Raw genomic sequence first — 26,332 nt, forward strand, 5'->3', positions numbered from 1 at the left:
GTTAGCGTGACGCGCATGCGCGCACCCATCGGTTCCTTCGAGAACGCCTGCCCCGCCGCCGACCGTCAGGACCTGCTCACCGCCCCGGTGGCGAAGGCGGTGGGCACGGGCTGGGGAGGCATCCCCGCCGAGCAGATCATCCACGTGGACACGGACCCCGAGATCGCCGACACCGCGGTCTTCGTCGCGCACCACGGAGCCGACCTGCTGAACCACTCGGCGAACTGCGTCGTCCTCTCGGGCAAGCGCGGCGGCGAGGTCACGCTCGCGGCCTGCGTCGTCCTGTCGCACTCCCGCGTCGACGTGAACGGCGTCGCGCGCAAGCACCTCGGTCTGCGCAAGGCCCGCTTCGCCTCGATGGACACAGCGGTCGGCGAGACCGGTATGGAGTACGGCGGCATCACCCCCATCGGCCTCCCGGCCGCCTGGCCGCTGCTGATCGACTCCGCCGTCGTGGACGAGGAGTGGGTCCTGATCGGCAGCGGCTCGCGGCGCGGCAAGCTCATCGTCACCGGCAAGGCGCTGGCCGCGCTGCCGGGCGCGGTGGTGCTCGAAGGGCTCGGCGTCCGCGCGGAAGCGTCCTAGGGGCTGTCCGGCGGATCTTCGCGGGCCCGCGACGCCTGGCACGCACTCTCGCCGCACGCCCGAATCACCCGAGTACGTCCAGTACGAGGGCGACTCGCGCGCACGCCGAGGAGTGGGGTCTCCCCTGTTCGAGCGGAGCCGAGAACTCGGGGATGCACCGGACGCCGCGGGCTGATCCACGAAGATCCGCCGGACAGCCCTTAGCCGAGCCTCGGGATCTCGATGGCCGGGCAGCGGTCCATGACCATGTCGAGCCCGGCCGCCCGGGTGCGTTCGTACGCCTCCTCGTCGACCACGCCCAGCTGGAACCAGACGGCTCGGGCACCGGCCGCGACCGCCTCGTCCGCCACCGCGCCGGCCAGATCGCTGTTGACGAAGACGTCCACCACATCCACCGGGAACGGGATGTCCGCCAGCGAGGCGTACCCCTTCTCGCCGTGCACCCGCTCCGCCTTGGGGTGCACCGGCACCACCCGCTTGCCGAAGCGCTGGAGGACCTCGGCCACCCCGTAGGCCGCGCGTGAACGGTTGGCGGACAGCCCCACCACGGCCCAGGTGTCGCCGCTGTCTTCCAGAATCCTGCGGATCGTCTCCGTGTCTGCGTACATGAACCGGACAACCGGCGGCCCGCCCCGGCCATTCCCGCAGGTACGCATAGGGTGGCGGGATGCAGGAGCAGTACCGGACCGTCGCCCGCGCGGGCGTGCACGAGAGCGAGATCAACCGCTCCCGTTTCCTCTGCGCGCTCGCACCCGCGGCCACCGAGGAGGAGGCGCAGGAGTTCGTCGCCCGTGTCCGCAGGGAACATCCGACCGCCACGCACAACTGCTACGCCTACGTGATCGGCGCCGACGCCTCCGTACAGAAGGCGAGCGACGACGGCGAGCCCGGAGGCACCGCGGGCGTCCCCATGCTCCAGATGCTCACGCGCCGCGAGGTCTGCTACGTCGTCGCCGTCGTCACCCGCTACTACGGCGGCGTGAAACTGGGCGCCGGCGGGCTGATCCGGGCCTACGGGGGAGTGGTCGGCGAAGCACTCGACGCGCTCGGCACCCGTACCCGCCGGCGCTACCGCCTGGCCACCGTCACGGTCGGCCACCAGCGGGCCGGCCGGCTGGAGAACGAACTGCGGACCACCGGAAGAACCGTGCGCGAGGTGAGGTACGGGGCCGAGGTGAGCATCGGGATCGGGCTGCCGGAGGCCGAGGTCGAGGACTTCCGCCGCTGGCTGGCCGACGCGACGGCGGGGGAGGCACGGGTGGAGCTGGGCGGCGAGGCGTACGGCGACGCCTGACGCGGCTGCCCGCCCCCGCCGCTCCCCGGGTGATGGGAGACTGTGGGGCGTGAGGGCACAGGGGCGGAGGAAGCGAACCATGCGGGTCGGAGCCGGGTCTTGAGGATTTTGCACACATCGGACTGGCACCTGGGCCGGTCGTTCCACCGGGTCCCCCTGCTCGACGCGCAGGCCGCCTACCTGGACCACCTGGTGGCCACCGTGCACGCGCACGAGGTCGACGTCGTGCTCGTGGCGGGTGATGTGTACGACAGGGCGGTGCCCCCGCTCGGAGCCGTCCAGCTCTTCGACGACGCCCTGCACCGGCTCGCCGAAGCCGGAGTGCCGACGGTGATGATCTCCGGCAACCACGACTCGGCCCGCCGGCTCGGCGTCGGGGCCGGGCTCATCGGCCGGGCCGGCATCCACCTGCGGACCGACCCCGCGCACTGCGCCACCCCCGTCCTGCTTCCGGACGCGCACGGAGACGTGGCGTTCTACGGGCTCCCGTACCTCGAACCCGCCCTGGTCAAGGACGTGTTCAAGGCGGAGCGCGCCGGGCACGAGGCCGTGCTGGGCGCCGCCATGGACCGGGTGCGCGCCGACATCGCCGAGCGTCCCGCATCCACCCGGTCCGTGGTCCTCGCCCACGCCTTCGTCGCCGGCGGCGAGCCCAGCGACAGCGAACGCGACATCACCGTCGGCGGCGTCGCCGCCGTTCCCGCCGGGGTCTTCGACGGCGTGGACTACGCCGCCCTCGGCCATCTGCACGGCTGCCAGGCCGTCACGGACCGGGTCCGCTACTCCGGGTCCCCCCTCGCGTACTCCTTCTCCGAGGCCGGCCACCGCAAGACCATGTGGCTCATCGACCTGGACGCCGAAGGCACGGTCACCGGCCAACGCATCGACTGTCCGGTGCCCCGCTCCCTCGCCCGGCTCCGAGGCCGGCTCGACGACCTCCTGGAGGACCCGGCGCTGGACCGCCACGAGGAGGCGTGGGTGGAGGCGACGCTCACCGACTCCGTCCGCCCGCCCGACCCGATGGCCCGGCTCACCGAGCGCTTCCCCCACACCCTCAGCCTCGTCTTCGAACCGGAGCAGGCACCCGAGGACCCGCACACCTCCTACGCCGGCCGCCTGCGCGGACGCGACGACCAGAGCATCGCGGAAGACTTCGTGGCCCACGTCCGCGGCGGGTACGGCACCGACGAACGGGAGCGGGCGGTGTTGCGCCGCGCCTTCGACCACGTACGGGTCGAGGACGGCGTCCGCGAGGTGAACCGGTGAGGCTGCACACCCTTCACATCACCGCGTTCGGCCCGTTCGCAAGGGTCCAGGAGATCGACTTCGACGCCCTTTCCACCGCCGGTCTCTTCCTCCTGCACGGACCGACCGGCGCAGGGAAGACCTCCGTCCTGGACGCCGTCTGCTACGCCCTGTACGGCGCCGTCCCCGGCGCCCGGCAGGGCCCCGGCACCTCGCTGCGCAGCGACCACGCCCCCGCGGACCTGCCGACCGAGGTCCGCCTCGAACTCACCGTCGGCGGACGGCGCCTGGAGATCACCCGGCGCCCCGCCCAGCCCCGCCCCAAGAAGCGCGGCGGCGGCCACACCACGGAGAAGGCACAGAGCCTGCTGCGCGCCTACGACCCCGAGGACGGGTGGCAGGCGCTCAGCCGCTCGCACCAGGAGATCGGCGAGGAGATCACCCAGCTCATCGGGATGAGCCGCGAGCAGTTCTGCCAGGTCGTGCTCCTGCCCCAGGGCGACTTCGCCCGCTTCCTGCGCGCCGACGCCGAGGCACGCGGCCGGCTCCTCGGCAGACTCTTCGACACCCGCCGCTTCGCGGCCGTCGAAGAACGGCTGGCCGAACTGCGCCGCGCCGCCGAAGCCCAGGTCAGGGCCGGTGACGACCAGATCCTCGCCCTCGCCCAGCGCATCGCCCAGGCGGCCGGCCCCGCCGCGCGCGAGTCCCCGCTGCCCGACGCCCAGCCGGGCGAACCCGGTCTCGCGGACGCGGTCCTCGGCTGGGCCGCGACCGCCCGCTGCGGCGCCCGCGAACGCCTCGGCATCGCCGAGTCGGTGCTGGCCACGGCGGAGAGCCGGCACACCGCGGCCCGCCACGCCCTGGACGCCGCACGGGAACTGGCCGCGCTCCAGGAGCGGTACGCCGAGACCCGCCGCCGCGCGGACGCCGTGGAGGCCGGGCGCGCCGCGCACGACGAGGCGCGGGAGCGGCTGGGGCGCGCCCGCAAGGCCGACCTCGTCGCGCCCGCGCTGGAGCTGCGCGCGGAGGCCGAGCGCGCGTCCCGGAGGGCGAACGAGGCCCGGGACCGCTCCAGGGGGCGGCTGCCGGACACACTCGCCGACGCGGGAGCCGAACAGCTGACAGCCCTGGAGCGCAGGCTCCGCGAGGAGCTGGGCGGCCTGGAATCCGCGCGTCGCGCCGAACACCGCAGCGCCGGGATCGACAGCGAACGCGCCGCTCTGGATAGGCAGGCCGCCGCCGACGACGAACTGATCCGGGACACCGAGAGCTGGCTCGCCGGCTGGGAGACCACCCGGCAGGACCTCCAGGCCCGCATCGACGCGGCACTGGAGGCCGCGACCCGTACCGAAGCGCTGGCCCGCCGGCTCGACCCGGCCCGCCGCCGCCTGGACGCGGCGCGCCGCCGCGACGCCCTCGCCACGGAGGTGACCGCCGCGGCGGAGCGGCTCGCCGCGGCCCGTGAACACGCCATCGGGACCGGCGAGCACCGGCTCGACCTGCGTGAACGCCGGCTGCGCGGCATCGCGGCCGAACTGGCCCGGGGCCTGACCGAGGGCGAGCCCTGCGCGGTGTGCGGCTCGGCGGACCACCCCGACCCGGCCCGCGCCGGCGACGGACACGTCGACCGGGCGGCGGAGGAGGCGGCCGAGATCGCGCACCGGAGCGCCGAGCGGGCCAGGGCCGAAGCGGAGCAGGCACTCGCGGTCGTACAGGAGCGGCACGAAGCGGCCCGCGCGCAGGCCGCCGGAACCGGCGGCGCCGAGACCGCGACGGAAGGGGACGCCGCCGGGCCCACGGTGGACGCGCTCGCCGCCCTCGTGGACGCGCTGACCGGCGAGCACACCGAGGCCTACCGCACCGCCGCCGGGGCGCACGCCGCGCGCGAGGCCCTGACGGCGGCCGAACGCGAGCAGCGCCGCCGCGCCGACGACCGGCAGCAGGCCGACCGCCGCGCCGCCGCCCGCACCTCCCGGCGCGAGGGACTGGACAGCGAACAGGCCGCCCTGGACGAGGTGCTGGACCGGGCCCGCGCCGGCTACGCGAGCGTCGCCGAGCACACCGCGGTCCTCCAGGAACGGGTCGCCCTCCTCGTGGAGGCGGCGGGCACGGTGCGCGAGGAGGAGAGCGCGGCGGCACGGCTCAAGGAGGCCGACGACCGGCTCGCGGACGCCGCGTTCCGGGCCGGTTTCGACACCCCCCGGGCCGCCGCGGCGACGCTCCTGGACGAGGCGGGGCAGCGTACGCTCCAGCACCGGATCGACGCCTGGCAGGCCGAGGCGGCCGCGGTCGCCGACCGGCTCGCCGAGACCGACGCACGCGCGGCCGCCGACCGGCCGCCGGCCGCTTGGGAAGAGGCCCGGCAGGCGTACGACCGGGCCGAGCGGGCGCTGCGGGAGGCCGCGGCCGGCCTCGACGCCGCCCGGGAGCGCTGCGCCGAACTCCGCAGGCTCTCGCGCCGCGCGGCGGACGAGGTGCGCGCGCTGGGGCCCGTACGCGAGGAGCACGAACGGGTCGCACGGCTCGCCGGGCTCACCGCCGGCACGTCGGCGGACAACGCGCGCAAGATGCGCCTGGAGTCGTATGTGCTCGCGGCCCGGCTGGAGCAGGTCGCGGCGGCCGCCACCGCCCGGTTGCGGCGCATGTCCTCCGGCCGCTACCAGCTGGTGCACTCCGACGCCCGCACCGGAGGCCGCAGGGCCGGGCTCGGCCTGCACGTCATCGACGCCTGGACCGGCCGCGAGCGCGACACGGCGACGCTCTCGGGCGGCGAGACGTTCTTCGCCTCGCTGGCCCTGGCGCTGGGCCTCGCCGACGTGGTCACCGACGAGGCCGGCGGCGTACGGCTGGACACCCTCTTCATCGACGAGGGGTTCGGCAGCCTCGACGACCAGACCCTCGACGAAGTGCTCGACGTGCTCGACTCGCTGCGCGAACGGGACCGCAGCGTCGGCATCGTCAGCCATGTCGCGGACCTGCGCCGCCGCATCCCCGCCCAGCTCGAAGTGGTGAAGGAGCGGCACGGGTCGGCCGTGCGGCTGCGGGCCGCCGACGGGCTCAGCGACTGACCGGGCGCCCGGTCAGGGGCGAGGAGTAGACGACGCTGGTGGTGACGGAGCCGAGCGCGCCGATCTTCCCGGAGACGGCTTCCAGATGCCGCATGGAGCGGGCCGTCACCTTCAGTACGAAGCAGTCGTCGCCGGTGACGTGATGGGCCTCCACGATCTCCGGCGTGGTCTCCAGGAGGTCGTGGAACGGCTTGTAGTTGCCGTTCGGATACCGCAGCCGTACGAAGGCGAGGACCGGCAGCCCGAGGCGTTCCGGGTCGACCACGGCCGCGTACCCACTGATGATCCCGGCCTCCTCCAGCCGGCGGACCCGCTCCGTCACGGCGCTCGGCGACATGGCCACCGCCCGTGCGAGTTCCGCGAACGAGGCCCGCCCCTCACGCTGGAGCACATCGAGGATGCGCCAGTCGGTGGCGTCCGGGGAATAGTCGCTCATGGGGACAGACAACCGTGGAATCCACGGCTGATCAAGACGGGTGCCGGGGATCACGCCTTCCGGGCCGGAGCGGCCGACCGTAGATTTCCGGCATGACCCACCAGCCAGGCGTCACCGCCACCCACCCCGTCCTGCGCGTACCGCCCGCCGCCCCGGCCGAGGCGGTCGCCCATTTCCGGGCCTCGCTCGCCTTCCACACCGACGTCTCGGACGTCGCCGCCGCTCTGGACACCGGCGGCGACCCCAACTTCGTCCTGCTCGACTCCCGCTCCGCCGAGTCCTGGGACCAGGGGCACATCCCCGGAGCGGTGCACCTGCCGACGGCGCTCATCGCCGAACGGGCGCCGCACCTCCTCGACCCCGCCGTGCCGGTGGTCACCTACTGCTGGGGACCCGGATGCAACGGCGCCGCCCGAGCCGCACTCGCCCTCGCCGGGCTCGGCTACCAGGTCAAGGAGATGCTCGGCGGCTTCGAGTACTGGGCGCGCGAGGGCTTCGGGTACGAGACACGGGAGGGCGAGGGCCGGCGCGCGGCCGATCCGCTCACCGCCCCGGCCGGCGCCGGGCACTGCGGCTGCTGACGCCGGCCGGTCCCCGGACACCGCCCGGGGACCGGCCGCCGGCGGATCAGAGCTTCGACAGCTCGTCCACCAGATCGTCCAGACCCAGCGGGCCCTGGGAAAGGGCCGCCATGTGCCACGCCTTGAGGTCGAAGGCGTCACCGTGCGCAGCGCGGGCGTTCTCCCGGCCCAGCAGCCAGGCGCGCTCGCCCAGCTTGTAGCCGATCGCCTGGCCCGGCATCGAGAGGTAGCGGGTCAGCTCGCTCTCCACGAAGTCGGCGGGCCGGCCGCTGTGGTTGCCGAAGAACTCCTGGGCCAGCTCCGGCGTCCACCGCTCACCGGGGTGGAACGGCGAATCGGCCGGGATCTCCAGACCCACGTGCATGCCGATGTCCACGATCACCCGGCAGGCGCGCATCATCTGCGCGTCCAGATAACCGAGCCGGCGCTCCGCGTCGGGGAGGAAGCCCAGCTCGTCCATCAACCGCTCCGCGTACAGCGCCCAGCCCTCGGCGTTGGCGCTGACGATGCCGATGGACGCCTGGTAGCGCGAAAGGCTCTCCGCCACGTGCGCCCACTGGGCGAGCTGGAGGTGATGGCCGGGCACACCCTCGTGGTACCAGGTGGACACCAGGTCGTACACCGGGAACCGGGTCTCGCCCATGGTCGGCAGCCAGGTGCGGCCGGGCCGGGAGAAGTCCTCGGACGGGCCCGTGTAGTACGGGGCGGCGGCGCCGCCGGGCGGGGCGATCCGGGACTCCACCCGGCGGACCCGCTCGGCCAGTTCGAAGTGCGTCCCGTCCAGGGCGTCGATCGCCTCGTCCATCAGGCCCTGGAGCCACGCCTGCACCTCGTCCACCCCCTCGATGTGCTTGCCGTGCACATCGAGGTGGGCCAGCGCCTCCCACGGCCCGGCGCCGGGCAGCACCTTCTCGGCCTCGGTCTTCATCTCCGCGAGCAGCCGGTGGTACTCCGACCAGCCGTACGCGTACGCCTCGTCCAGGTCCAGGTCGGTGCCGTTGAAGTAGCGCGACCAGCGGGCGTACCGCTCACGGCCCACCGTGTCCGGCTCGCCCTCGACCGCGGGGGCGTACACCTCGCGCATCCACTGCCGCAGCCCGTCCAGGGCCCCGGCCGCCTGGGCGGCGGCCTCGTCCAGCTCCGCGCGCCGGGCGTCCGGGCCCGCGGCGGCGAAGTCCTGGAAGAAGCCCTTCGAACCGTCCCCGACCCACTCGTCGAGCTGCCCGATGAAGGTGGCGGTGGCGCGCGGGCCGCCGTACAGCTTGCGCTCGAGACCGAGCGCGAGGGACTCCTGATAACCGGCCAGAGCGGCCGGAACCGCCCGCAGGCGCTCCACGACGGCCGCCCAGTCCTCGTCGGTCTCGGTCGGCGTCACCGTGAACACCTCACGGAGCGAGTGGGCGGGGGAATGCAGATTGGAAACGGCCCGCAGAGCCTCGTCGGCCTCGTGCACGGCGAGTTCGGCCGTCAGGCGCTCGCGCAGCAGACGGCCGCAGCGGCGCTCGGAGTCCTCCGCCGCGCCGGGCAGCTGCTCCGCGCGGTCGAGCCGGGCGAGGGTGTCCCGGGCCAGCGCGGCCAGCTGCTCCTGGCCGGCGGGGGAGAAGTCGGGAAGGCGGCGCGAGCTTGCCGCGACACCGAGGTAGGTGCCGGAAATCGGGTCGAGTTCGATGAATGCGTCGACGTAGGCGTCGGCGACCTGACGGGGCAGCGCGCTGCTGGAAGAGTCTGACATGTGGACATCCTCGTACGGCGAGGGGGCCCACGTCACCATCAATCGGCGGGACGGACCTGCCCCGCGGCCGGACCGGCTGTCTGCCCGGCCGCTTCCGGCAGGGGCGGGAGCAGCGGGCCGCAGTCCCACTGCTGGAATATCAGCCGTGTCTCCACCCGGGCGACCTCGCGGCGGGAGGTGAACTCGTCCAGCACCAGCCGCTGCAGGTCCGCGGTGTCCGCCACCGCCACATGCACCAGATAGTCGTCCGGGCCCGTCAGATGGAACAGGGCGCGCGACTCGGGCAGCGACCTGATCCGTTCGACGAACGGCCCGATGAGCTCGCGGCGGTGCGGACGCACCTGCACGGAGAGCAGCGCCTCAAGACCCCGGCCGAGCCGGGCCGGGTCCAGGCGCAGCTGGTGCCCGAGGATGACACCCGTGCGGCGCAGCCGGGTCACCCGGTCCAGACAGGTAGAGGGAGCGACGCCGACCTCGGCCGCCAGCTCCCGGTACGTGGTCCGGGCGTCGTTCTGCAACAGCCGCAGAATATGCAGGTCCACCGTGTCGAGGACGACGGATTCGGTCATTCGCCGAACGTAGCACGGGTATGGGGCCACTCGTCCCGGCGAGCGTTCAGAGTACGGCCATGGACACCGAATCCGCGCTGCCGTCCGCGACGACAACCCCGTCCCGGGCGCTCGCCACCGAAGCCGTGCATGCCGGGCGCGACGACCTCGCGGCCCTCGGCCTGCACGCCGCGCCGATCGACTTGTCGACCACCTACCCCTCGTACGACTCCAGGGCGGAGGCGGAGAGGATCGACACCTTCGCCACCACCGGGGCCCGCCTCGACGGACCGCCCGTCTACGCGCGGCTCGACAACCCGACGACCGCACGTTTCGAGACGGCACTGGCCCGCCTCGAAGGGACCGCGAGCGCGGTGTCCTTCGCCAGCGGAATGGCCGCGCTGACCGCCGTGCTGCTGGCCCGCGCGAGCGCGGGGCTGCGCCACGTGGTGGCGGTGCGCCCCCTGTACGGGTGCAGCGACCACCTCCTGGGCGCGGGGCTCCTCGGCACCGAGGTGACGTGGACGGACCCGGCGGGCATCGCCGACGCCATCCGGCCCGACACGGGTCTGGTGATCGTGGAGACGCCCGCCAACCCGACCCTCGCCGAGGTGGACATCCGGGCCGTCGCGCACTCCTGCGGCTCCGTGCCGCTGCTGGTCGACAACACCTTCGCCACCCCGGTCCTCCAGCGGCCCGTCGAGCACGGGGCCCGGATCGTGCTGCACAGCGCGACCAAGTACCTGGGCGGTCACGGCGATGTGATGGGCGGGGTCGTCGCCTGTGACGAGGAGTTCGCCGCCGTGCTGCGCCGGGTCCGCTTCGCCACCGGCGGCGTCCTGCACCCCATGGCCGGCTACCTGCTGCTGCGCGGCCTCGCCACCCTGCCGGTGCGCGTCCGGGCCGCCTCCGCGAGCGCCGCCGAACTCGCCCGCAGGCTCTGCGCCGACCCGCGGATCGCCCGCGTGCACTACCCCGAACTGGGTGGTGCGATGGTCTCGTTCGAGGTCTACGGGGACCCGCACCAGGTGATCGCGGGGGTACGGCTGATCACACCCGCCGTCAGCCTCGGCAGTGTCGACACCCTCATCCAGCACCCGGCCTCCATCAGCCACCGCATTGTGGACGAGGGAGACCGGCAGGCTTCCGGCGTCGGCGACCGGCTGCTGCGCATGTCGGTCGGCCTTGAGGACGTCGAGGACCTGTGGGCCGACCTGTGCCAGGCCCTGAGCGGCGACGAACCCGGGGCGGGGAGCGTCAGCGCTCGGCCTGCTCGTACGGCGGCAGGGAGTGTGCCGGGGGCGCGTCAAGGCGTGCGGTGATGACGAGGGTGCCCTCCTCGATCTGGTAGTCGAGCGGCAGCGAGAGCGCGCGCATGGCGGCGACCATGCCGGTGTTCGACGCCTGGGTGACGGCGTAGACGTTGTCGCAGCCTGCCTCGACGGCGAGCGCCACGAGCCGGGCGAGCAGTTCGGATCCGATGCCCCGGCGTTGCCAGTCGTCCTCGACGAGCAGGGCGACCTCGGTCTCGTCGCCGTCCCAGAGCAGGTGGCCGAGGGCCACCAGCCTTCCGGAGGCCGTCTGCACGGCCAGGGTGCGGCCGAAGCGCGGGCTCAGCAGGTGGTCGAGGTAGCGGTCGGCGTCGCGGACCGGGCCGTGGTAGCGCAGCCGCAGGGTCTGTTCGGAGCAGCGCCCGTGCATGGCCACGGCTGCTTCGAGGTCGGCACGGTCCGCCCGGCGCACGGTGATCTCGTTGCCCTCGGGCAGGGTGAGCACCTGCTCGCCGCGCGGGACCCGGGGGCCGAGCCGGGCATCGAGCTCCACCAGCGCCCGCGCCCGCGCGAACTCCGTGGGCGTGAACGGGAGGTAGGGCCGCTCGACGGTGATGACCCCGCCGGACGGGTCGCGCAGCCGCATCGACGTGTCCTCCAGGACGCCTTCCACGGGTGCGGTCTCACCCGTGGCGCGTCCGGTGATGGACACGGCGGGCAGTGAGTGGATCGTGCACCGGCCGAGCAGCTGGCGCAGCGCGAGGGGCAGTTCGGCGGCGTCCAGGGCGGTACGGGTGGCGAGGCCGAGCACCCGGGTGGGGGCGTCGACCAGGTCGTGGGCGTCGGCCCGCTCGGTCCAGGTGGAGCGGCCCCCGGCGGCGGAGATCGCCCGGCTCAGCTGCTGGGCGGGCAGCGAGGCGGGCACCCGCAGCAGGAACTCGTCGACGGTGCCCTGTGCCAGCGGGTGCGTCTGGAGGGTCAGGATGTCGATGCCGTGCCGGGCCAGCACGGTGCACAGCGCGGCCAGGCTGCCCGGCGCGTCCCGCACGGTGGTCCGCATCCGCCACAGCGCGGTGTCCCCGGGGGCGGTGCCGACGCCGGTACTGATCGCGCCGGGGCCTGTGGCCGGGGTTGCGGCCAGGTCCAGATCCGGGCCCAGGTCCGAGTTCGGGTCCGGTTCCGGGGCGCCGGCCGGGGGCGGGGGCGCGTGGCTGTGACGCCGTGCCCACCAGGTGTGGAACGCGGCGGTCGCGGTCAGCGCCACGGCGGAGGCGATGAGCAGATACGGTCCGTCCGGCTGGTGCCCGATCAGGTTGGCGATCGCGTCGGCGACGGCCACCGCCGTGAAGAGCGCGGCGAGTTCGATCAGGTCCCGCCGCCAGTGGTGCGGGCGGCGGGCACTCTTCGCGGATGTCACATCAGTCATGGCATCCACTGTGACCGCACCGTGTTGCCTGATCACGAACGCTCTGTGACCGATGGGTTAAGTGCCCATTCAGCGGCCTATCGTCGGTTTGGGGTGAGTTGGCCGGTGATTCGACGGAGCGGAGGGGCGGGGGTGTGCGGGGCGCGGTCGCGGGCGCGGTTGCGGGCGCGATGCCTGCCCGGGGCGGCACCCGGGTGGTGCCGTCCCGGGGGACGGTGCCGCCTCGGGGGATGGTGCACCCCGTCCCGGGGGACGGGGCTGCCCCGGCGGTTGCGGGTGTCGGCCGGTTTGCCGCCCCCGGCCGGGCTGCCGGCCCGTCCGTCCGTCGGTCGCCGTCAGGCCGCCTCCGGCGTGCAGGCTGCCTCCAGGCGTATCGCCTGGCGCACCACCTGCGTCGTCCCGCCCCGTGCGGCGACCGCGGCGAGACCCGGGACCGGGCCGCTCGCCGGCGGGCCACAGCGTTCCGCGCAGTCGGCGGCCACGGCGAGCAGATCGCTCAGGCCCCGGGGCGCCCGCCGGCGGGCCAGCAACGCGGGCAGCACCGCCACCAGCACCGACAGCACGGTCCGGTACGCGCCCGTATCGGCTGCCGTACGCGCCGCGTCCGCCAACCTCCCCGCCTTCACCGCCTCGTCTTCGAGGAGCGCGGTCAGCTCGCTGCCCAGCAGCTCCGCGTCGAGCCGGCCCCGGGCGGCGAGAACCAGCAGGGCGTCCACCGCCGCGAGCCGGTCCTCCGCGTACCGCGCGCCCAGCCCGTATCCGAGGGCGAGATGCGTCGCCCCGGCCGCGGGCCCACCGGCCTCGGCGAGTGCGGGCAGCAGCCGGCCCCCGCCCCGCTGCTCCTCCACGCACGTCGTGACCGAGGGCAGCAGCCAGGCCGCGAGCGTCTCCCCGTCCTCGGGCAGGGTGGCGATCCAGCGCGGCGACCAGACGTCCCAGTGGTAGCAGCGCTGATTGCGGGGCGAGTGCGGGCGCCCGAGCCAGTGGAAGGCGCGGGGGAACCTCTGCTGGACGACCCGGTTCTCCCTCGTGGCCATCAGCCGGCGTCGCACCTCGGTCACCGTCTGCCGCAACCAGTCCCGGGCGACGGGCACATCCGTCTCCACCGGGCGGGGGACCACGGCCGCCACGGGCTCGTCCTCCCGCAGCCAGGCCGCCAGGCGGTCGCCCTCGGCGGTGCCGAGCGCGGCGGCCCGGGTGGCAGCCGCCTCCTCGCCGGTGCGCCTGACGCGCAGCAGGGCCTGGGCGAAGTCGACGGGCCCCGCCGTGACCCCCAGCGCCTGGTAACGGCGCAGCCGTTCGACCAGCTCCGCCGCGTCGATGGTGCCGGTGTCCCAGGTGGGCGTGGCCAGCAGATGGGGCAGCCGGCCGGTCCGTATCTCGGCGGCGGCCTCCCACAGACGTGCGTACAGGATTCCGTCGAGCGCCGCGTGACAGCAGCTGCCCGCCGCCGACCGGCCGGCCTGTCCGTCGCGCACGGCTCGCTGGGAGAGCCGCCCGAGCAGGGACGCCGTGACGATGTGCAGATCGTCGTGGTCGCGGGACATGCGCCGGTCGACCTCGTCCCGGGGGAGGGAGGCCCACCACTGTCCGCCGAGCGCGACCTCCAGGGCCTGGGCCAGCTCCTTCCGCCCGGTGTGGGCGCACCGGATCAAGCCGTCCAGCGCCCGTTCGAACGTGGTGACGTCGTCCGAGGCCGACCGGAGCAGGGCCACCACCTCCTCGGTCAGCTCGGCGAGGGAGACCGGGGCGGGTCCGAGCCGGCGGGGAACCGGGGGCGGCGGCAGGATCTCTTCGTAGGCGCCGCCCGCCGATTCGTCCGAGGGCAGCTCCCCGAACACGGCGAGGGCGGATCGCCGCTGCATCGGGCCCAGCCGCGAAGCCATCAGGGCGGCTTCCTCCCGCACGGCCGGGGAAGCGGCGGGAAGAGCGCGGGCGACCAGCTTGAGCGCCCGCTCCTGCGTATCGGTGTCGGGGTGCGCGAAGGCTTCGGCGATCACCGGCAACAGCTCGTCGGCCGTCGAAGGATCCCGGCGCAGGACCTTTCCCAGCCGCACCAGCTGGGCGCGCACGAGCTTCTTCTCGGTGCGGAACAGCACCGCGCCGGAGACCTCGGCCAGCTGCCGGACGGAGAGCGCCCCCTGCGTATCGAGCCGGGCCAGTACCTCCTGAGCGTGTCCCGCCACCGTCGACGGGCCGTCGGCCGCCATCGCCATCCAGTCGGCGGCCCGCTCCGCCTCCTCCTGGGCCGTGGGTTCGAGACCACGCAGCACCAGCAGGCAGAAGCGCAGGTCGATGGGTTTCCCGCCGCGCAGCAGACGCGTGACGCAGCTGTCGAGCAAGGTGCCTCGGTCGAGCACACCCTGCGCCGCGAGAGCGGTCAGCGCGGCCGGCCAGTACCCGGCGGGGGAGCGGCTGTCGACCCAGGCCACCGCCGACGGAAGCTCCGGCATGGTCAGCAGATGCGGGACCAGCACGTCGAGATGGGTGTCCGCCCGCAGGGCGTCGACGAGCGGCATCCGCGGCCCCGACTGCCATCTCGTACTGTTGACCCGCTCGGCCCAGGCACGGACCATGCCGTCGGACGCGGGCAGCGGGCAGTCCGCTCTGCGGGACAGCTCCACGACGAGCCGGTATTCGGCATCGGACTCCACGGCGCGCGCGGCCAGCCGCCGGGCGAGATCGGCGAGCCAGGCCGGATCGCGGTCGCCGAGCACCTCCAGCACCCATGGGTACGGCGAATGCGTCCAGTCACGCATGTCCCTGGCGCCGAGCCAGGCCGCGCAGCCCGCCGCCCCGTTGTGGCAGGCCGCGCCGGCCACAAGCACGGCCTTGCGGACTCTGGTGCGCTCGCCCCAGGACCAGCCCCGTGCCTCCTTGCGCAGAACCTTCAACTCATCGAGCGCCGCTCTGCGTTCCCCCCGGTCCAACCGGGCCAGCAGCGGGCGGATGTCGTCCAGGCGGCCCTCCCGTACCGCGTCCATCAGCGTGTTCATCGCGCACCTCCGGCGACCGTCGCGCCGCGGCGCACCATCCGGACGGCCAGCGCGTGCTTGCACGGGCCGCGGCGGCCCCGGTAGTCCGCCCACCACTGGCAGGTGCAGCTCAGCGCACCCGACCGCTCTCGCACCTGATAGCGCTGGTCGCCCGAGCGCACCGCCGCGACCTCGCCGTCCAGGACGACCGAGCCCTCCCGGGCCAGCTGCCGCGCGGCCACCAGCCGCGGGTTGTGCCGCTCGGCGCGGTCCGCGTCGTAGGGCAGTTCGCGGTGGAAGTACGCCGCGTCCGCGAGGTCGTACCCCACCCGCCCTGCCGTGCCCAGCCGGACGAGCGCGGCCCGTACCCGTTCCACCGGCAGGCCCGCCTGCTCCGCCAGCCGGTCCGGTTCGATCCGGGGCTCCCAGGTCAGCAGGACGGAGACCAGCTCGGCATCGGCGGAGGCGTCGTCCGTGGCGAGCGCCTCCAGCACCCCTCCCTCACCGGAGAAGCCGCGCGAGGCGTCGGGCGACAGCGTCAGGGTCAGCCGCATTCCGGGCAGCACCACCTCCCAGGCACTCGCGGTGGCGGCGCCGTCGGCCACCGGCCCGTACACGCGCAGCGCCGACGCGTACCGAAGGACCCGCTGCAACGTCACCAGCCGTTGGGGCCCGGGGAGGCAGACGGCACCGGCCACCGGCCGGGTCGTGGGGCGAAGGGTCTGCCCGACCGGCACCACCCACTGCGCGCCCCGCGAGGCAGGTCCGGACGACCTGGGCAGCGACCGCAGGAACCGTACGGCCTCCGCGGCGGGGAGCTCCGCCCGCAGATCGAAGGCGGCGGAGGCCACCTGGGCCTCGGCGAAGCCACGCAGCCATCGGTTCGGCAGCGGGACCTTCTTCTCCACGACGGGCCCGTCCATCGTGGTGACCGCCATCTCCTGCGGGCCCACCCGCAGATGCAGCGGGTCGTCACCCGCTATCCGCGAAAGGGCCTCCCGCAGCGGATTGTTCACATCCACATTGGTCGTGCCGTGACCCGTCCCGACCCCTTCCAAACCCTCACTCAGCACGTCGAGCCGTGCGTACACCCCGCAGCATCCGGAGAACGACTCGAAGCGCAGCCGGTCGCCGTTGCCCGTCACCACCGGGTCCAGCGAGGACAGCAGGGTCCGCTGGTAATAGCGCGCGGCGGCGACGTCCGCCACGCAGAGGAGCCCGCGGGCCGCGATCTGCGGCGAGGCGAGGAAGCCCTCGAAGAACCGGGGATGGGGCTCGAAGCCACGCGGCGTGGAGCCGCCCGCGGTCTCCAGGCCGAGCAACTGCCCGGCCTGTGAGGAAGCCAGGGCGGACGGACGTGAGTAGGCCAGGGCCTGCACGGTTCGGGTCATGGGAAAACGGTAGGACCCACCACTGACAATCGGCCTCCGTCGCAGGTCAACTGGGTTTCTGCCGGGGGCAGGCGGCCAGCGTGCGCACCCCGCGGAGGATGTCCGCCGGAGCCAGGTGGGCGTAGCCGAGTACCAGGCGTACGCAGCCGTCCGCAGGCCGCCGCGTCCTGTAGTCGCGCAGCAGGCGTACGGCGATCCCGGCATCGGCCGCGCGGGCGGCGAACTCCTCCTCCGGCCCCCACCGTTCGGGCAGCCGGGCGATGATGTGCAGGCCCGCCGCGATGCCGCTCACCTCGGTGCCGGGAAAGTGCTCGGCCAGCGCCCGCGTCAGTACGTCCCGCCGCTCGCGGTAGGCGCGCTGGCAGCGCCTCAGCTGGCGGTCGTAGCCCCCGCTCGTCATGAAACCGGCGAGAACCGCCTGGTCGAGAGCCGGGTTGCCGAGATCCATCGTCCGCTTCCGGTCGACGAGTTCGCCGGTCATGTCGGCGGGCGCGATCAGCCAGCCCAGCCGCAGCCCGGGTGCCAGCGACTTGCTCACCGAGCCCGTGTACGCGACGCGCTCGGGGTCGAGCCCCTGAAGGGCGCCGACGGGAGCGCGGTCGTAGCGGAAGTCACCGTCGTAGTCGTCCTCCACCACCAGCCCGTCCGCCTCACGCGCCCACTCCAGGAGCCGGCTGCGCCGAGCGGCGGAGTAGGCCACTCCGGTGGGGAACTGATGGGCCGGGGTCGTGACCACGGCGCGCACACCGGAGCGCACCAGCGGCTCCACGGCCAGGCCCTCGTCGTCGAGCGGCACCGGGGCGGTCGCCATACCGGCGGACGCGAAAAGCGCCGCGTGCTCCGGGCTCCCCGGGTCCTCCACGCCCACCGTGCGCATGCCGCGCCCGTGCAGGACGAACCCGAGCAGCGTCGTCGCCTGTGCCACCCCGGAACAGATCAGGAGCCGTTCGGGATCGGCGACGACTCCGCGCCGCCGTGTCAGCAGGGCCGCGAGGGCGTTGCGCAGCTCCGGGAGACCGCGCGGGTCCGGATAGCCGAGAGCGCGGTGCGGCAGCCGGCCGAGCACCGAGCGGTGGGCTGCCGCCCAGGCACTGCGCGGGAAGAGGGAGAGATCCGGTGTGCCCGGCCGGAAGTCGACGCGGACGCCGAGGGCGCGCGGGGCGAGGTCCCGGGCGCCGACCGCCGCCGCCCGCGCGGACCCGCTCACCCAGGTCCCGGCCCCACGCCCGCTGCGCAGATAGCTTTCGGCGGTCAGCTGTTCGTACGCCTGGGTCACCAGGCCGCGCGAGACCCCCAGATCGGCGGCCAGCTCACGGCTGGACGGCAGCCGGGTCCCCGGTGCCAGACGGCCGGAACGGACCGCCTCGCGCAGGGCCGACTGGAGCGCCCGGCCACGGCCCCGGGCCGGAGCGGATGCCACCGGCAACAGCAACTCCCAGGCCGTGGAAGCCGGGTCCCGCCCTCCGCCGTCGGCCTTGGTGCGCGCATTGGTCCCCGAAGACGTCATGGAAGTGGACCTTAAACCGGGCCGCCCGGCTCCCTAGCGTCGGTGCCATGAACGTGACCCATGTGCGCGGGGCTCTCTCGGCCGCCGTCGCCTGCCTCCTCGTCGGTGCCTCCTTCACCGCCAACAGCGTCCTCGGCGACTACCCGTACGCGGGAGGCCAGGTACTGCGCTACGGCCTCGCGGCGCTGCTTCTCCTGCCCCTGCTCCGCCGGGAGGCGGAGCCGTCGCCCGTCGCCACTCTGCGCGCGCTCTCGGGACGCCAGTGGAGGCGGCTCGCGCTGCTCGCGGCGGTCGGCATGGTCGGCTTCAACCTCGCCGTGCTGGCCGCCGAACGCTCCGCGGAACCAGCCGTTCCGGGCGTCTTCGTCGGCTGCGCGCCGATTCTCGTGGCGGTGCTCGTGCCTCTGCTCGACGGCCGCCGCCCCACTCGTGCCGTGCTGTACGCGGCTGCCCTGGTCGCAGCGGGTGCCTTTACGGTCCAGGGCTGGGGGCGTACGGACCTGGCGGGCATCCTGTGCTCCGTGGGGGCGCTCGCCGGTGAGGTGGGCTTCGCCGTCCTCGCGGTACCGGTGCTGCGCCCGCTGGGCCCGAAGCTGCTCTCCGCGACGGTCTGCGTGATCGCCGCGGCCGAGTCGGCGGCCCTGGGGCTGGTGCTGGACGGCGGCGGCTTCCTGCGGGTGCCGACCGGAGCCGAGGCGGCGGCGCTGATCTGGCAGGCGGCCGTGGTGACCGTCATCGGTTTCGTCTGCTGGTACATGGGGATGCAGCGCATCGGCGCCGAGCGCGCCACGCTCTTCTCCGGCCTGATCCCGGTCTCCGCCGCACTCACCGCCCCGCTGGTGGGAACCGGCTCCTACGGTGTCGCCCAGGCGGCCGGCTCCTGCCTGGTCGGGCTCGGTGTGGCGATCGGGTCGGGGGTGCTGGGGCGGCGCGGCGGGGAACGGGAGGCGGCTTCAGCGGCTGGTGTCGAGGATCACCCGGGCCACGAGCGCGGGGTCGTCGTTCATCGGGACATGGCCGCAGCCGGGCAGCCGGACGATCCGTGCGTCGGGAATGCTGTGCTTCGCCCTGATTCCCTGGCGCCGCAGGAGGAGCCGGTCGCGGCCGCCCCAGGCGATGGTGACCGGTAGTCCGGGCAGGTCGGCGGTGAACCGCACGCCGCGGCCGACGGCCAGGGTCTGGTGGAAGCCGGTCGCCTCGCGCAGCGCCAGGGTCTCGGAAACCGCCGCCTGTGGTGAACGGCGACCGGGCCGGGCGTAGATGGTGCTGGTCAGCGCCGTGCGACCGGCCGCCGTGCGGGAGAGCCGCTCGATCAGGGGCAGCGGCATCGACTGCGCGGCCAGCCGCATGGCGCGCAGGGTCCCGAACGCGTAGACGCGCTCGCGCTCGCTCCAGAACCCCGCGGGCGAGAGCGCGGTCACCGAGCGGGCGAGATCACGACGCCCCATCTCCAGCGCCAGCAGCCCGCCGAGGGAGTTGCCCGCCACATGGGGGCGGTCCACGTCGAGCGTCGCGCAGAAGGCTCCGAGCAGCGGCGCCACGGTCGCGAGATCGTACGGAACGCCGTCGGGCAGCGCCGGGGAGGCACCGAAACCGGGCAGGTCGACGGCTATCACCTCCCGCTCCACGGCCAGGATCGACGCCACCGGGTCCCAGGCCTGACGGTGGTGACCGATGCCGTGCAGGAGCAGCAACGGCTCCCCGGAGCCGGTCCGTTCGTACGCCACGGACACGGTCCGGGGCCCTTGGGGCGACTCGATGCTGAACGAGACCGTGCTGGCCATGGCGGTGCTCCCGGGGGTTGCGGTCGCGACACGGGGAGCCGTGCCCGCGAGCTGCTTAGACGTGGCGTCAACAACAATTACCGTCAGGTAGCTTCCAGTTCAAGAGGACGCACGCCGCGAGCACGCCCTTGCAGGCCCCGTCCGCCGGGGCTGCGCATCTCGCCGCTCCGGAGCCTCTCCCGCTCCCACTGTCGGCCGCCGCTCCGCGATGCGGGCCGCCCTCTGGCCTCTTTCGGTCGATTCGGTCGATTCCAGCCATTCGAATCAGAACTGTTCAGTAACCCCACGCACCCGCCCCGACGTGGGGCTTTGTGCTACGCGCGGCTCTCCGGTCCGCGAACGTCCTGTGAACGCTCTGCGGCAGACCCCCTATTCACAGCGTCACAGACGCAGGATTGGTCTTGACCAAGGGGGTGTGCCGTCCTAAGGTTCCAACGTTAAGACAGGAACCTTTAATAAATAACGTCGCGGAAAAGCCGCTGGGCGATTGCGGAGGACAGGGTGGGGACCACGCAGCTGGAAACGGTGCAGGAGCCGAAGTACTGGCACCTCAAGACCGTGCTCAGTGAGGCACTCGACTCGGACTTTGCGGTGGGGGAGATCCTCCCCAACGAGCGCGAGCTCGCCGCCCGGTTCGGTGTCGCCAGGGCAACGCTCCGGCAGGCTCTGGAGCAGCTCGAACTCGAAGGCAGGCTGCACCGCCGCCGTGGCGTCGGCACCACGGTCGCCCCGCCGCGCGTGGGCGTCGCGGTGTCGACGGGCCGGCACGACTGGACCGGCGGCGAGGCCGACGAGGCCTGGCAGTCGGTGGACTGCGAGAGCGCTCCAGCCCCGGCCGCGATCGCCGCGACGCTGAACGTGGGCGGCGAGGAGCCCCTGCACATCGTCCGCCGCATCCGGCTGAGCCACGGCCAGGTGGTCGCGGCGGAGCTGCTGTACGTGCCGTCGTCCTCCGTGCCGGAGCTGTCCGGCATAGACGCCCCGTCCGGCGCGGCCAGGGCCCGCAATGTCGTACGCGAACTGCACCGGCTCGGCCTCGACGGCCAGGACCGCTCCGTCGAGCTGGGTTCCGCCCGCGCCGACGACGCCAAGGAGCTCGACCGGCTTCCCGGCGCCCCCGTCCTCGTGGTCACCACCCGCTACCTCGCCGCGGGCGGCACCGCTGCCGTGTCGGTCGCCACATACCGGGCCGACACCTGCCGGCTCACCTTCGGCGACTCCGGCGACCTGGAGATCAGCCACTCCGCCGAGGAGCGCGTGGCCTCCTGACGCCCACCGTCACCGGCCCAGCCGTCCGGCGCCGCCGGACCGCACAATCCACAGCACGCACCACCCGGCCCGTCGCACTCAGCGGCGGGCCGTGACCGTTCCCTCCACGGCGAAGAGCTCTTCCTCGACGTGGTCGAGCGCGAGCCGCAGCGCGCCGGTCGCCACCGCGGCCTCGCCCAGGAGCGAGAGGGTCACCCGAGGGGGCCGCAGACAGTAGCGGGCCAGCTCACCGCGGAGCGGGTCCAGGACCCCGTCCAGGCCGGCGGCCCAGCCTCCGATCACCACCAGCTCGGGATCGAGCGCCAGCACCAGCGCCGCCACGTCGTGGACCAGCCGCTGAATGAACCGCTCCACCGCGGCCTGAGCCTGCTCGTCACCGTGCCGCGCCTTCGCGAACACCGCGGCGACGGCGTGCTCGTCCAGCGGGTCCAGCGGGGTGTCCGTCGTCGACAGCAGGTGCTCCGGCGTGACGTCCCGGCCCAGCAGGTGCAGCGCACCGATCTCCCCGGCCGCGCCCCCGAAGCCGCGGTGCAGCCGCCCCCCGATCAGGGAACCCGCTCCCGGGCTCAGTCCCGCCAGCACGAACACGATGTCGTCGGACTCCGTGGCCGCACCCTTCCAGTGCTCGGCGACGGCAGCCGCGTTGGCGTCGTTCTCCACGAGAACGGGGCAGCGGAAGGAGCGCCTCAGCCGCTCGCCCAGGGCCAGGCCCGTCCAGTCCGGCAGCGCGGTACCCAGCCGGACGGTGCCGTCGGCCTCCACGATGCCCGGACTGCCCACCCCCACCGCCCGCAGGCTGCTACGGGCCACGCCGGTGCGCCGCAGGACGTCCGCGACCACTGCCCGTACCCGGTCCAGGCGGTCGTCGGCACTCGCCGTCTCCGACACCTCCCGGGAACCGGCGCCGATGATCCGGCCGTCCAGCCCCGAGAGCAGGGCCGACACCCGGTGCGGGCCGATCTCGATGCCCAGCAGGTACCCCGCCTCGGCCCGGAACCGGAACCGCCGCGCCGGACGTCCCTGGCGGCGCGCCTCGGCCCCGTCGGGAGCGCACTCGACCACCAGCCCCGCTTCGAAGAGCCCCTCCACGACGCCCTCGACCGTTGGACGGGACAGCCCCGTGATGCGGGTCAGGTCCGTCAGGGTCGAGGAGGACGCGCCCCTGAGGGCATGCAGTACCACCGCGGAATTGATCCGACGCAACAGCGACGGGTCCCCACCGGTCAGCCGGCCCACGGTGTGTCCTCCCAGCTCGTGCGCATGTCAGGCGGATCGTACTCGCTGCTCAGGGGTAGGGCGACCGTGGGCGGCGATGCCGTTCCCGAAGGCCGTGATCAGCCGGGAGAGACGAACCCGGACTCGTAGGCGGCGATCACCGCCTGGGTGCGGTCGCGCGCGCCCAACTTCGCGAGCACGGCGCTGACATGAGACTTCACCGTCTCCACCCCCACCACGAGTTTGTCGGCGATCTCGGCATTGGTCAGGCCCCGGGCCATCAGCCGCAGCACCGTGGCCTCACGCTCGGTGAGCGAGGCCCGTCTCAGCAGCTCGCGCGCCCTGTTCGTGCCGTATTCGGCGGCGAGCCGCCGGACCGCCGCCGGAAACAGCAGAGACTCTCCCTCCGCCACCAGCCGTACGGCGTGGACGATCTCGGCCGGCCGGGCCCGCTTGAGGAGGAACCCGTCCGCCCCCGCGCGCAGCGCCTCGTAGACGTACTCGTCGTTCTCGAAGGTCGTCACCACCAGGATCTTCGGAGGCTCAGGCACGGTGCGCAGCACCACCCTGGTGGCCTCTATGCCGTCCATGAGCGGCATGCGGACGTCCATCGCCACTACATCGGGTCGCAGCTGCCTGACCAGGGGGATGACCGCGGCGCCGTCGCCGGCCTCACCCACCACCTCGATATCGGGCTGGGCCTCCAGGACCGCCCGCAGCCCCGTGCGGACCAGGGGCTCGTCGTCGACCAGAAGAACGGTTACCGGCATCACGTCAGCCTATTCCGTACAGCGGAAGGCTCGCCTGCACCCTCCATTCCCCGTCGGACGGACCTGTCCTGGCCTTTCCGCCCAGGAGAGCGGCTCGCTCCCGGATGCCCCGCAGCCCGCTCCCGCTGCCCGGAGCACCGGCCGCGCCCGTGAGCGGATTGCTCACCTCCAGCTCCAGCCGGCCGCCCGCGACCCGGATGCGGACGCGGACCGGGACGGCCCCCGAGTGCCGCAGGACGTTGGTGAGGGACTCCTGAAGGATGCGATACCCCTCCCGGGACACCGGCCCCGGCACCTGCTCCAGTGCCCCGGTCACCTTCGCGTCGACCTTCGCCCCCGACCCTCGCGCGGAGTCCAGCAGCCGGTCGGCCTCGATCAGCGAGGGCCGCTGCCCCGGCGGCGCATCAGCCTCGCGCAGTACTCTCAGGACCCTCTCCAGGTCCTCCAGGGCATTCCGTCCCGTCTCCTCGATCGCCGCCAGGGCCCGGTCCGTGAAGTCCGGATCGTGCGTCGCCCGCGCCGCACCCGCCTGCACCACGGCGACGGTCAGGGCGTGCCCGATCGAGTCGTGCAGCTCGCGTGCGATCCGATTGCGCTCCAGGAGCTGTTCGGTGCGCTCCTCCAGCGCGGTCAGCCGCTGTACCGGCGTCGGTCCCAGCAACCACCGCGCCGCCGCGGTGATCATCTCGCCGCAGCTCACCACCACGGCGAACAGCATCACGACGGGTACGGGCGACAGGACGGCGGCCCACCAATGCGTCCCCAGCCCGGTGGCGAACCCCTGCTCGGTAGGCGCCGAACCGAACGAGGACCGGACGAGGTCGACGGCCGTCGTCGACAACAACACGGTGGCCAGCCCGGCAAGCCCCGCACCGAGTAGCCGTACTTCGAGCCAGAGCGCGGTTCTCCAGCGCTCCGACCACGAATCCGACGGCGCCACCGAGATGGTGGCGGCCGGGTCACCGCGCTCCGCGGGGGTGAGCAGCAGCTGAGCCTGGATACCCTCCGCGAGGCGCATGCCCGGTATCAGGCCGACCATCGCCGCCAGAACCAGCGGCACCCAAGGCGTGTCCATCGAGATGAACAGCCACACGCTCACGACGGCACCGGGCATGAGCAGGTGCAGCCAGCGGGTGTAGGTGACCGAGGCGGTCAACGGGCGAAGGAACTGGTACATGCCGCCATCGTGCCAGTGGGGGCCGGCAGGGCAACTCCCCCGAGCGAGGGAGATGATCCACACGCGTGGGGGAGGAGCCGGGCCGGCCACGGCGGCGAGGCTGAGGACATGACCAGCATCGATGTCCACGAGCTCACCAAGGACTACGGCGCGACCCGCGCTGTGGACCGCCTTGCCTTCCAGGTACGGCCCGGCCGTGTGACCGGCTTCCTCGGCCCCAACGGCGCCGGGAAATCCACCACCATGCGGCTGGTGCTCGGCCTGGACCGCCCCACGAGCGGAACGGCGACGATCGGCGGACAGTCGTACGCGGCTCTGACCGACCCGCTGCGGCGCGTCGGAGCCCTGCTCGATCCGCAAGCCGCCCACGGCGCGCGGACGGCGCGCAACCACCTGCTGGCCCTTGCCGCGAGCAACGGCCTGGGCGCGCCCAGGGTCGAGGAGGTGCTGGAGGACACGGGTCTCGGCAAGGTGGGCGGGCGCCGGATCAAGACGTTCTCCCTCGGTATGCGCCAGCGCCTGGGCATAGCGGCCGCTCTGCTCGGGGACCCGGAAGTCATCATGCTGGACGAACCGTCGAATGGGCTGGATCCCGAAGGCATCGTGTGGATCCGCGAGCTGCTGAAGCGACTTGCCCGTGAGGGCCGCACGGTGCTGGTCTCCAGCCATCTGATGAACGAGACATCCTCGTTCGCCGACCATCTGATCGTTCTGGGCAGGGGCCGGCTGCTCGCCGATCTCCCGATGCGGGAGTTCCTGGACTCCCGCGGCAGGACCCGGGTGCGGATCCGCACGACCGAATCCGCTCGGCTCGGTGCGCTGCTGCGCCGCGAGGGATACCGAGCCGCGCAGAGCGAGGACGACGGTTGGGCTGTCGACGAGGTGACGGCCGAGGAGATAGGAGCGATGGCCGCGAGGGAAGGCATCCCGGTCGTGGAGCTCGTCGATGAGCGGCCCACGCTGGAGCAGGCCTATCTGGACCTCACCGCCGACACGACGGAATTCGCGTCCGCCGCTACGAGCCCCGCGGTGCCTTCGTCCACCAGCGGTCAGGAGGAATGACCATGTCGGCCACCGCTGTTCTGCGCTCGGAATGGATCAAGATCAGGTCGGTGCGGTCCGTATACGGACCGCTGGCGGCTGTCCTGCTCGTGACGATCGCGGTCACGATTCTCACCGCCGCCACCGTCGGCCGGGCAGAGGCGGACGGTGCCGACACCGAGCTCCTCTTCGGTGCCTTCTACGCCCTGAACTTCGGTCAGATCGCCGCCATCAGTTTCGGTGCGACGGCGATCTCGACCGAGTACGCGAACGGCGCCTTGCGCATGTCGCTAGCGGCGGTCCCACGCCGCACCCTCTTCTACGTGGCCAAGGTGTCCCTGGTCGGGGCGGCCGCGCTGGCCGTCGGGCTCGTCACCAGCTTCGGCGCGTTTGCCGTGGGCCAGCTGTTCATGGGGGAGCACGCGATCGGGCTGAGCGCACCGGGGGCACTGCGGGCAGCGTTCGGGGGCGGCGTCTACCTGGCGCTCATGGCCCTGTTCGCGGCAGGACTGACGTTCCTGCTGCGGAGTGCGGTCGCGGTTCTCAGCACGCTCATACCCTTCATCCTCATCGTCTCGTTCGTGGCCGGTGATGTCGTCGGCAGCGCCGCGGACTACCTGCCGGACCGAGCCGGTCAGCTGGTGTTGCACCAGCACCCCGAAGGCAGCATCGGCCCCTGGACGGGCCTGGCCGTCACCGCGGCCTGGGCCGCCGTCGCCCTGCTCGCCGGCTGGTGGGCGGTGAGGCGCCGGGACGCCTAGGTGTATTGCCCTGTCCGGCGGATCTTCGCGGGCCCGCGACGCCTGGCACGCACTCTCGCCGCGCACCCGATCGCCCAAGTACGTCCAGTACGAGGGCGACTCGGGCGCACGCCGATAGCACGCACCAGACGCCGCGGGCTGACCCACGAAGATCCGCCGGACAGGCCATAGGCGCACTCCGGCGGATCCCTTCGGATGAGCTGACCGCTGGTTGATGGGTGCCGTTGACCGAAGCCCAACGGCCACGGATCGAGCC

Annotated in this window: 21 protein-coding genes and 1 pseudogene; 10 read left to right on the forward strand and 12 right to left on the reverse strand. The window is 73.4% G+C overall.

Annotation, left to right across the window (positions count from 1 at the left end):
- Nucleotides 1–15: 15 nt before the first annotated feature.
- Complete coding sequence (locus tag B082_RS0128450) at nucleotides 16–585, forward strand: YbaK/EbsC family protein (protein ID WP_026250294.1); 570 nt, start codon at nucleotides 16–18, stop codon at nucleotides 583–585.
- Between the two features lie 200 nt (nucleotides 586–785).
- Here B082_RS0128450 and B082_RS0128455 read toward each other — a convergent pair whose 3' ends face one another.
- Nucleotides 786–1,193, reverse strand: a complete 408-nt coding sequence (locus B082_RS0128455) for a CoA-binding protein (protein ID WP_018555198.1) — start codon at nucleotides 1,191–1,193, stop codon at nucleotides 786–788.
- 59 nt (nucleotides 1,194–1,252) lie between these two features.
- On the opposite strand from B082_RS0128455, the gene B082_RS0128460 reads away from it, so the two are divergent.
- From B082_RS0128460 to B082_RS0128470, 3 genes are all read left to right on the forward strand, one after another.
- Nucleotides 1,253–1,879, forward strand: a complete 627-nt coding sequence (locus tag B082_RS0128460; RefSeq protein ID WP_018555199.1) for a YigZ family protein — start codon at nucleotides 1,253–1,255, stop codon at nucleotides 1,877–1,879.
- 99 nt (nucleotides 1,880–1,978) lie between these two features.
- On the forward strand, nucleotides 1,979–3,145 hold the full coding sequence (locus B082_RS0128465) for an exonuclease SbcCD subunit D (protein WP_026250295.1): 1,167 nt from the start codon (nucleotides 1,979–1,981) through the stop codon (nucleotides 3,143–3,145).
- A complete protein-coding gene (locus B082_RS0128470) occupies nucleotides 3,142–6,192 on the forward strand; it encodes an AAA family ATPase (protein WP_018555201.1) in 3,051 nt (1,016 codons plus the stop codon). Before B082_RS0128465 ends, B082_RS0128470 begins: the two co-directional genes overlap by 4 nt.
- Here the strand turns inward: B082_RS0128470 and B082_RS0128475 are convergent.
- Complete coding sequence (locus tag B082_RS0128475; RefSeq protein WP_018555202.1) at nucleotides 6,182–6,628, reverse strand: Lrp/AsnC family transcriptional regulator; 447 nt, start codon at nucleotides 6,626–6,628, stop codon at nucleotides 6,182–6,184. The genes B082_RS0128470 and B082_RS0128475 overlap by 11 nt on opposite strands.
- Nucleotides 6,629–6,720: 92 nt before the next feature.
- Here B082_RS0128475 and B082_RS0128480 point away from each other — a divergent pair, with 92 nt between their 5' ends.
- Nucleotides 6,721–7,209, forward strand: coding sequence for a rhodanese-like domain-containing protein (locus B082_RS0128480; protein WP_018555203.1), 489 nt, complete (start codon nucleotides 6,721–6,723; stop codon nucleotides 7,207–7,209).
- Nucleotides 7,210–7,255: 46 nt separating this feature from the next.
- On the opposite strand, the gene B082_RS0128485 is transcribed toward B082_RS0128480, so the two are convergent.
- Together B082_RS0128485 and B082_RS0128490 are read right to left on the reverse strand one after the other, a co-directional pair.
- The gene (locus tag B082_RS0128485; RefSeq protein WP_018555204.1) at nucleotides 7,256–8,941 is read right to left on the reverse strand and encodes a DUF885 domain-containing protein; all 1,686 of its coding nucleotides are present in this window, start codon (nucleotides 8,939–8,941) and stop codon (nucleotides 7,256–7,258) included.
- Between the two features lie 38 nt (nucleotides 8,942–8,979).
- On the reverse strand, nucleotides 8,980–9,510 hold the full coding sequence (locus B082_RS0128490) for an Lrp/AsnC family transcriptional regulator (protein WP_018555205.1): 531 nt from the start codon (nucleotides 9,508–9,510) through the stop codon (nucleotides 8,980–8,982).
- Nucleotides 9,511–9,569: 59 nt separating this feature from the next.
- On the opposite strand from B082_RS0128490, the gene B082_RS0128495 reads away from it, so the two are divergent.
- Entirely contained in the window at nucleotides 9,570–10,811 is a 1,242-nt protein-coding gene (locus B082_RS0128495) for a trans-sulfuration enzyme family protein (protein WP_018555206.1), read from the forward strand.
- Here the strand turns inward: B082_RS0128495 and B082_RS0128500 are convergent.
- From B082_RS0128500 to B082_RS0128515, 4 genes are all read right to left on the reverse strand, one after another.
- Complete coding sequence (locus B082_RS0128500) at nucleotides 10,747–12,186, reverse strand: GNAT family N-acetyltransferase (protein ID WP_199783864.1); 1,440 nt, start codon at nucleotides 12,184–12,186, stop codon at nucleotides 10,747–10,749. The two genes, B082_RS0128495 and B082_RS0128500, sit on opposite strands and share 65 nt — an antisense overlap.
- 335 nt (nucleotides 12,187–12,521) lie before the next feature.
- Nucleotides 12,522–15,182, reverse strand: coding sequence for a DUF6493 family protein (locus B082_RS0128505; RefSeq protein WP_018555208.1), 2,661 nt, complete (start codon nucleotides 15,180–15,182; stop codon nucleotides 12,522–12,524).
- The gene (locus B082_RS0128510) at nucleotides 15,179–16,552 is read right to left on the reverse strand and encodes an SWIM zinc finger family protein (RefSeq protein WP_018555209.1); all 1,374 of its coding nucleotides are present in this window, start codon (nucleotides 16,550–16,552) and stop codon (nucleotides 15,179–15,181) included. The genes B082_RS0128505 and B082_RS0128510 overlap by 4 nt, the downstream gene beginning before the upstream one ends.
- A gap of 46 nt (nucleotides 16,553–16,598) precedes the next feature.
- On the reverse strand, nucleotides 16,599–18,059 hold the full coding sequence (locus B082_RS0128515) for a PLP-dependent aminotransferase family protein (protein ID WP_018555210.1): 1,461 nt from the start codon (nucleotides 18,057–18,059) through the stop codon (nucleotides 16,599–16,601).
- Between the two features lie 47 nt (nucleotides 18,060–18,106).
- Between B082_RS0128515 and B082_RS36890 the strand changes: the two are divergent.
- Nucleotides 18,107–18,955, forward strand: a pseudogene (locus B082_RS36890) (DMT family transporter); the annotation flags it as partial.
- Between the two features lie 57 nt (nucleotides 18,956–19,012).
- On the opposite strand, the gene B082_RS38375 reads toward B082_RS36890, so the two are convergent.
- Entirely contained in the window at nucleotides 19,013–19,843 is an 831-nt protein-coding gene (locus tag B082_RS38375; RefSeq protein WP_018555212.1) for an alpha/beta fold hydrolase, read from the reverse strand.
- Nucleotides 19,844–20,344: 501 nt separating this feature from the next.
- Between B082_RS38375 and B082_RS0128530 the strand changes: the two genes are divergently transcribed.
- Nucleotides 20,345–21,112: a GntR family transcriptional regulator gene (locus B082_RS0128530; protein ID WP_018555213.1), complete on the forward strand. Its 768-nt coding sequence runs from the start codon at nucleotides 20,345–20,347 to the stop codon at nucleotides 21,110–21,112.
- A 78-nt stretch (nucleotides 21,113–21,190) separates the two neighbouring features.
- Here the strand turns inward: B082_RS0128530 and B082_RS0128535 are convergent, their stop codons facing one another.
- From B082_RS0128535 to B082_RS0128545, 3 genes are all read right to left on the reverse strand, one after another.
- A complete protein-coding gene (locus tag B082_RS0128535) occupies nucleotides 21,191–22,348 on the reverse strand; it encodes an ROK family protein (RefSeq protein WP_018555214.1) in 1,158 nt (385 codons plus the stop codon).
- 98 nt (nucleotides 22,349–22,446) lie between these two features.
- Nucleotides 22,447–23,097 carry a response regulator transcription factor gene (locus B082_RS0128540; RefSeq protein ID WP_018555215.1) on the reverse strand — a complete coding sequence of 217 codons (651 nt, stop codon included), beginning with the start codon at nucleotides 23,095–23,097 and terminating at the stop codon, nucleotides 22,447–22,449.
- A gap of 4 nt (nucleotides 23,098–23,101) precedes the next feature.
- Entirely contained in the window at nucleotides 23,102–24,274 is a 1,173-nt protein-coding gene (locus tag B082_RS0128545) for a sensor histidine kinase (RefSeq protein ID WP_018555216.1), read from the reverse strand.
- A 108-nt stretch (nucleotides 24,275–24,382) separates the two neighbouring features.
- On the opposite strand from B082_RS0128545, the gene B082_RS0128550 reads away from it, so the two are divergent.
- Nucleotides 24,383–25,336, forward strand: a complete 954-nt coding sequence (locus tag B082_RS0128550; RefSeq protein WP_018555217.1) for an ABC transporter ATP-binding protein — start codon at nucleotides 24,383–24,385, stop codon at nucleotides 25,334–25,336.
- Nucleotides 25,333–26,076 carry an ABC transporter permease gene (locus B082_RS0128555; RefSeq protein ID WP_018555218.1) on the forward strand — a complete coding sequence of 248 codons (744 nt, stop codon included), beginning with the start codon at nucleotides 25,333–25,335 and terminating at the stop codon, nucleotides 26,074–26,076. The genes B082_RS0128550 and B082_RS0128555 overlap by 4 nt, the downstream gene beginning before the upstream one ends.
- Nucleotides 26,077–26,332: the final 256 nt, after the last annotated feature.

It is taken from the genome of Streptomyces sp. ATexAB-D23, from assembly GCF_000373645.1.
GTDB classification, from domain to species: Bacteria; Actinomycetota; Actinomycetes; order Streptomycetales; family Streptomycetaceae; genus Streptomyces; species Streptomyces castrisilvae.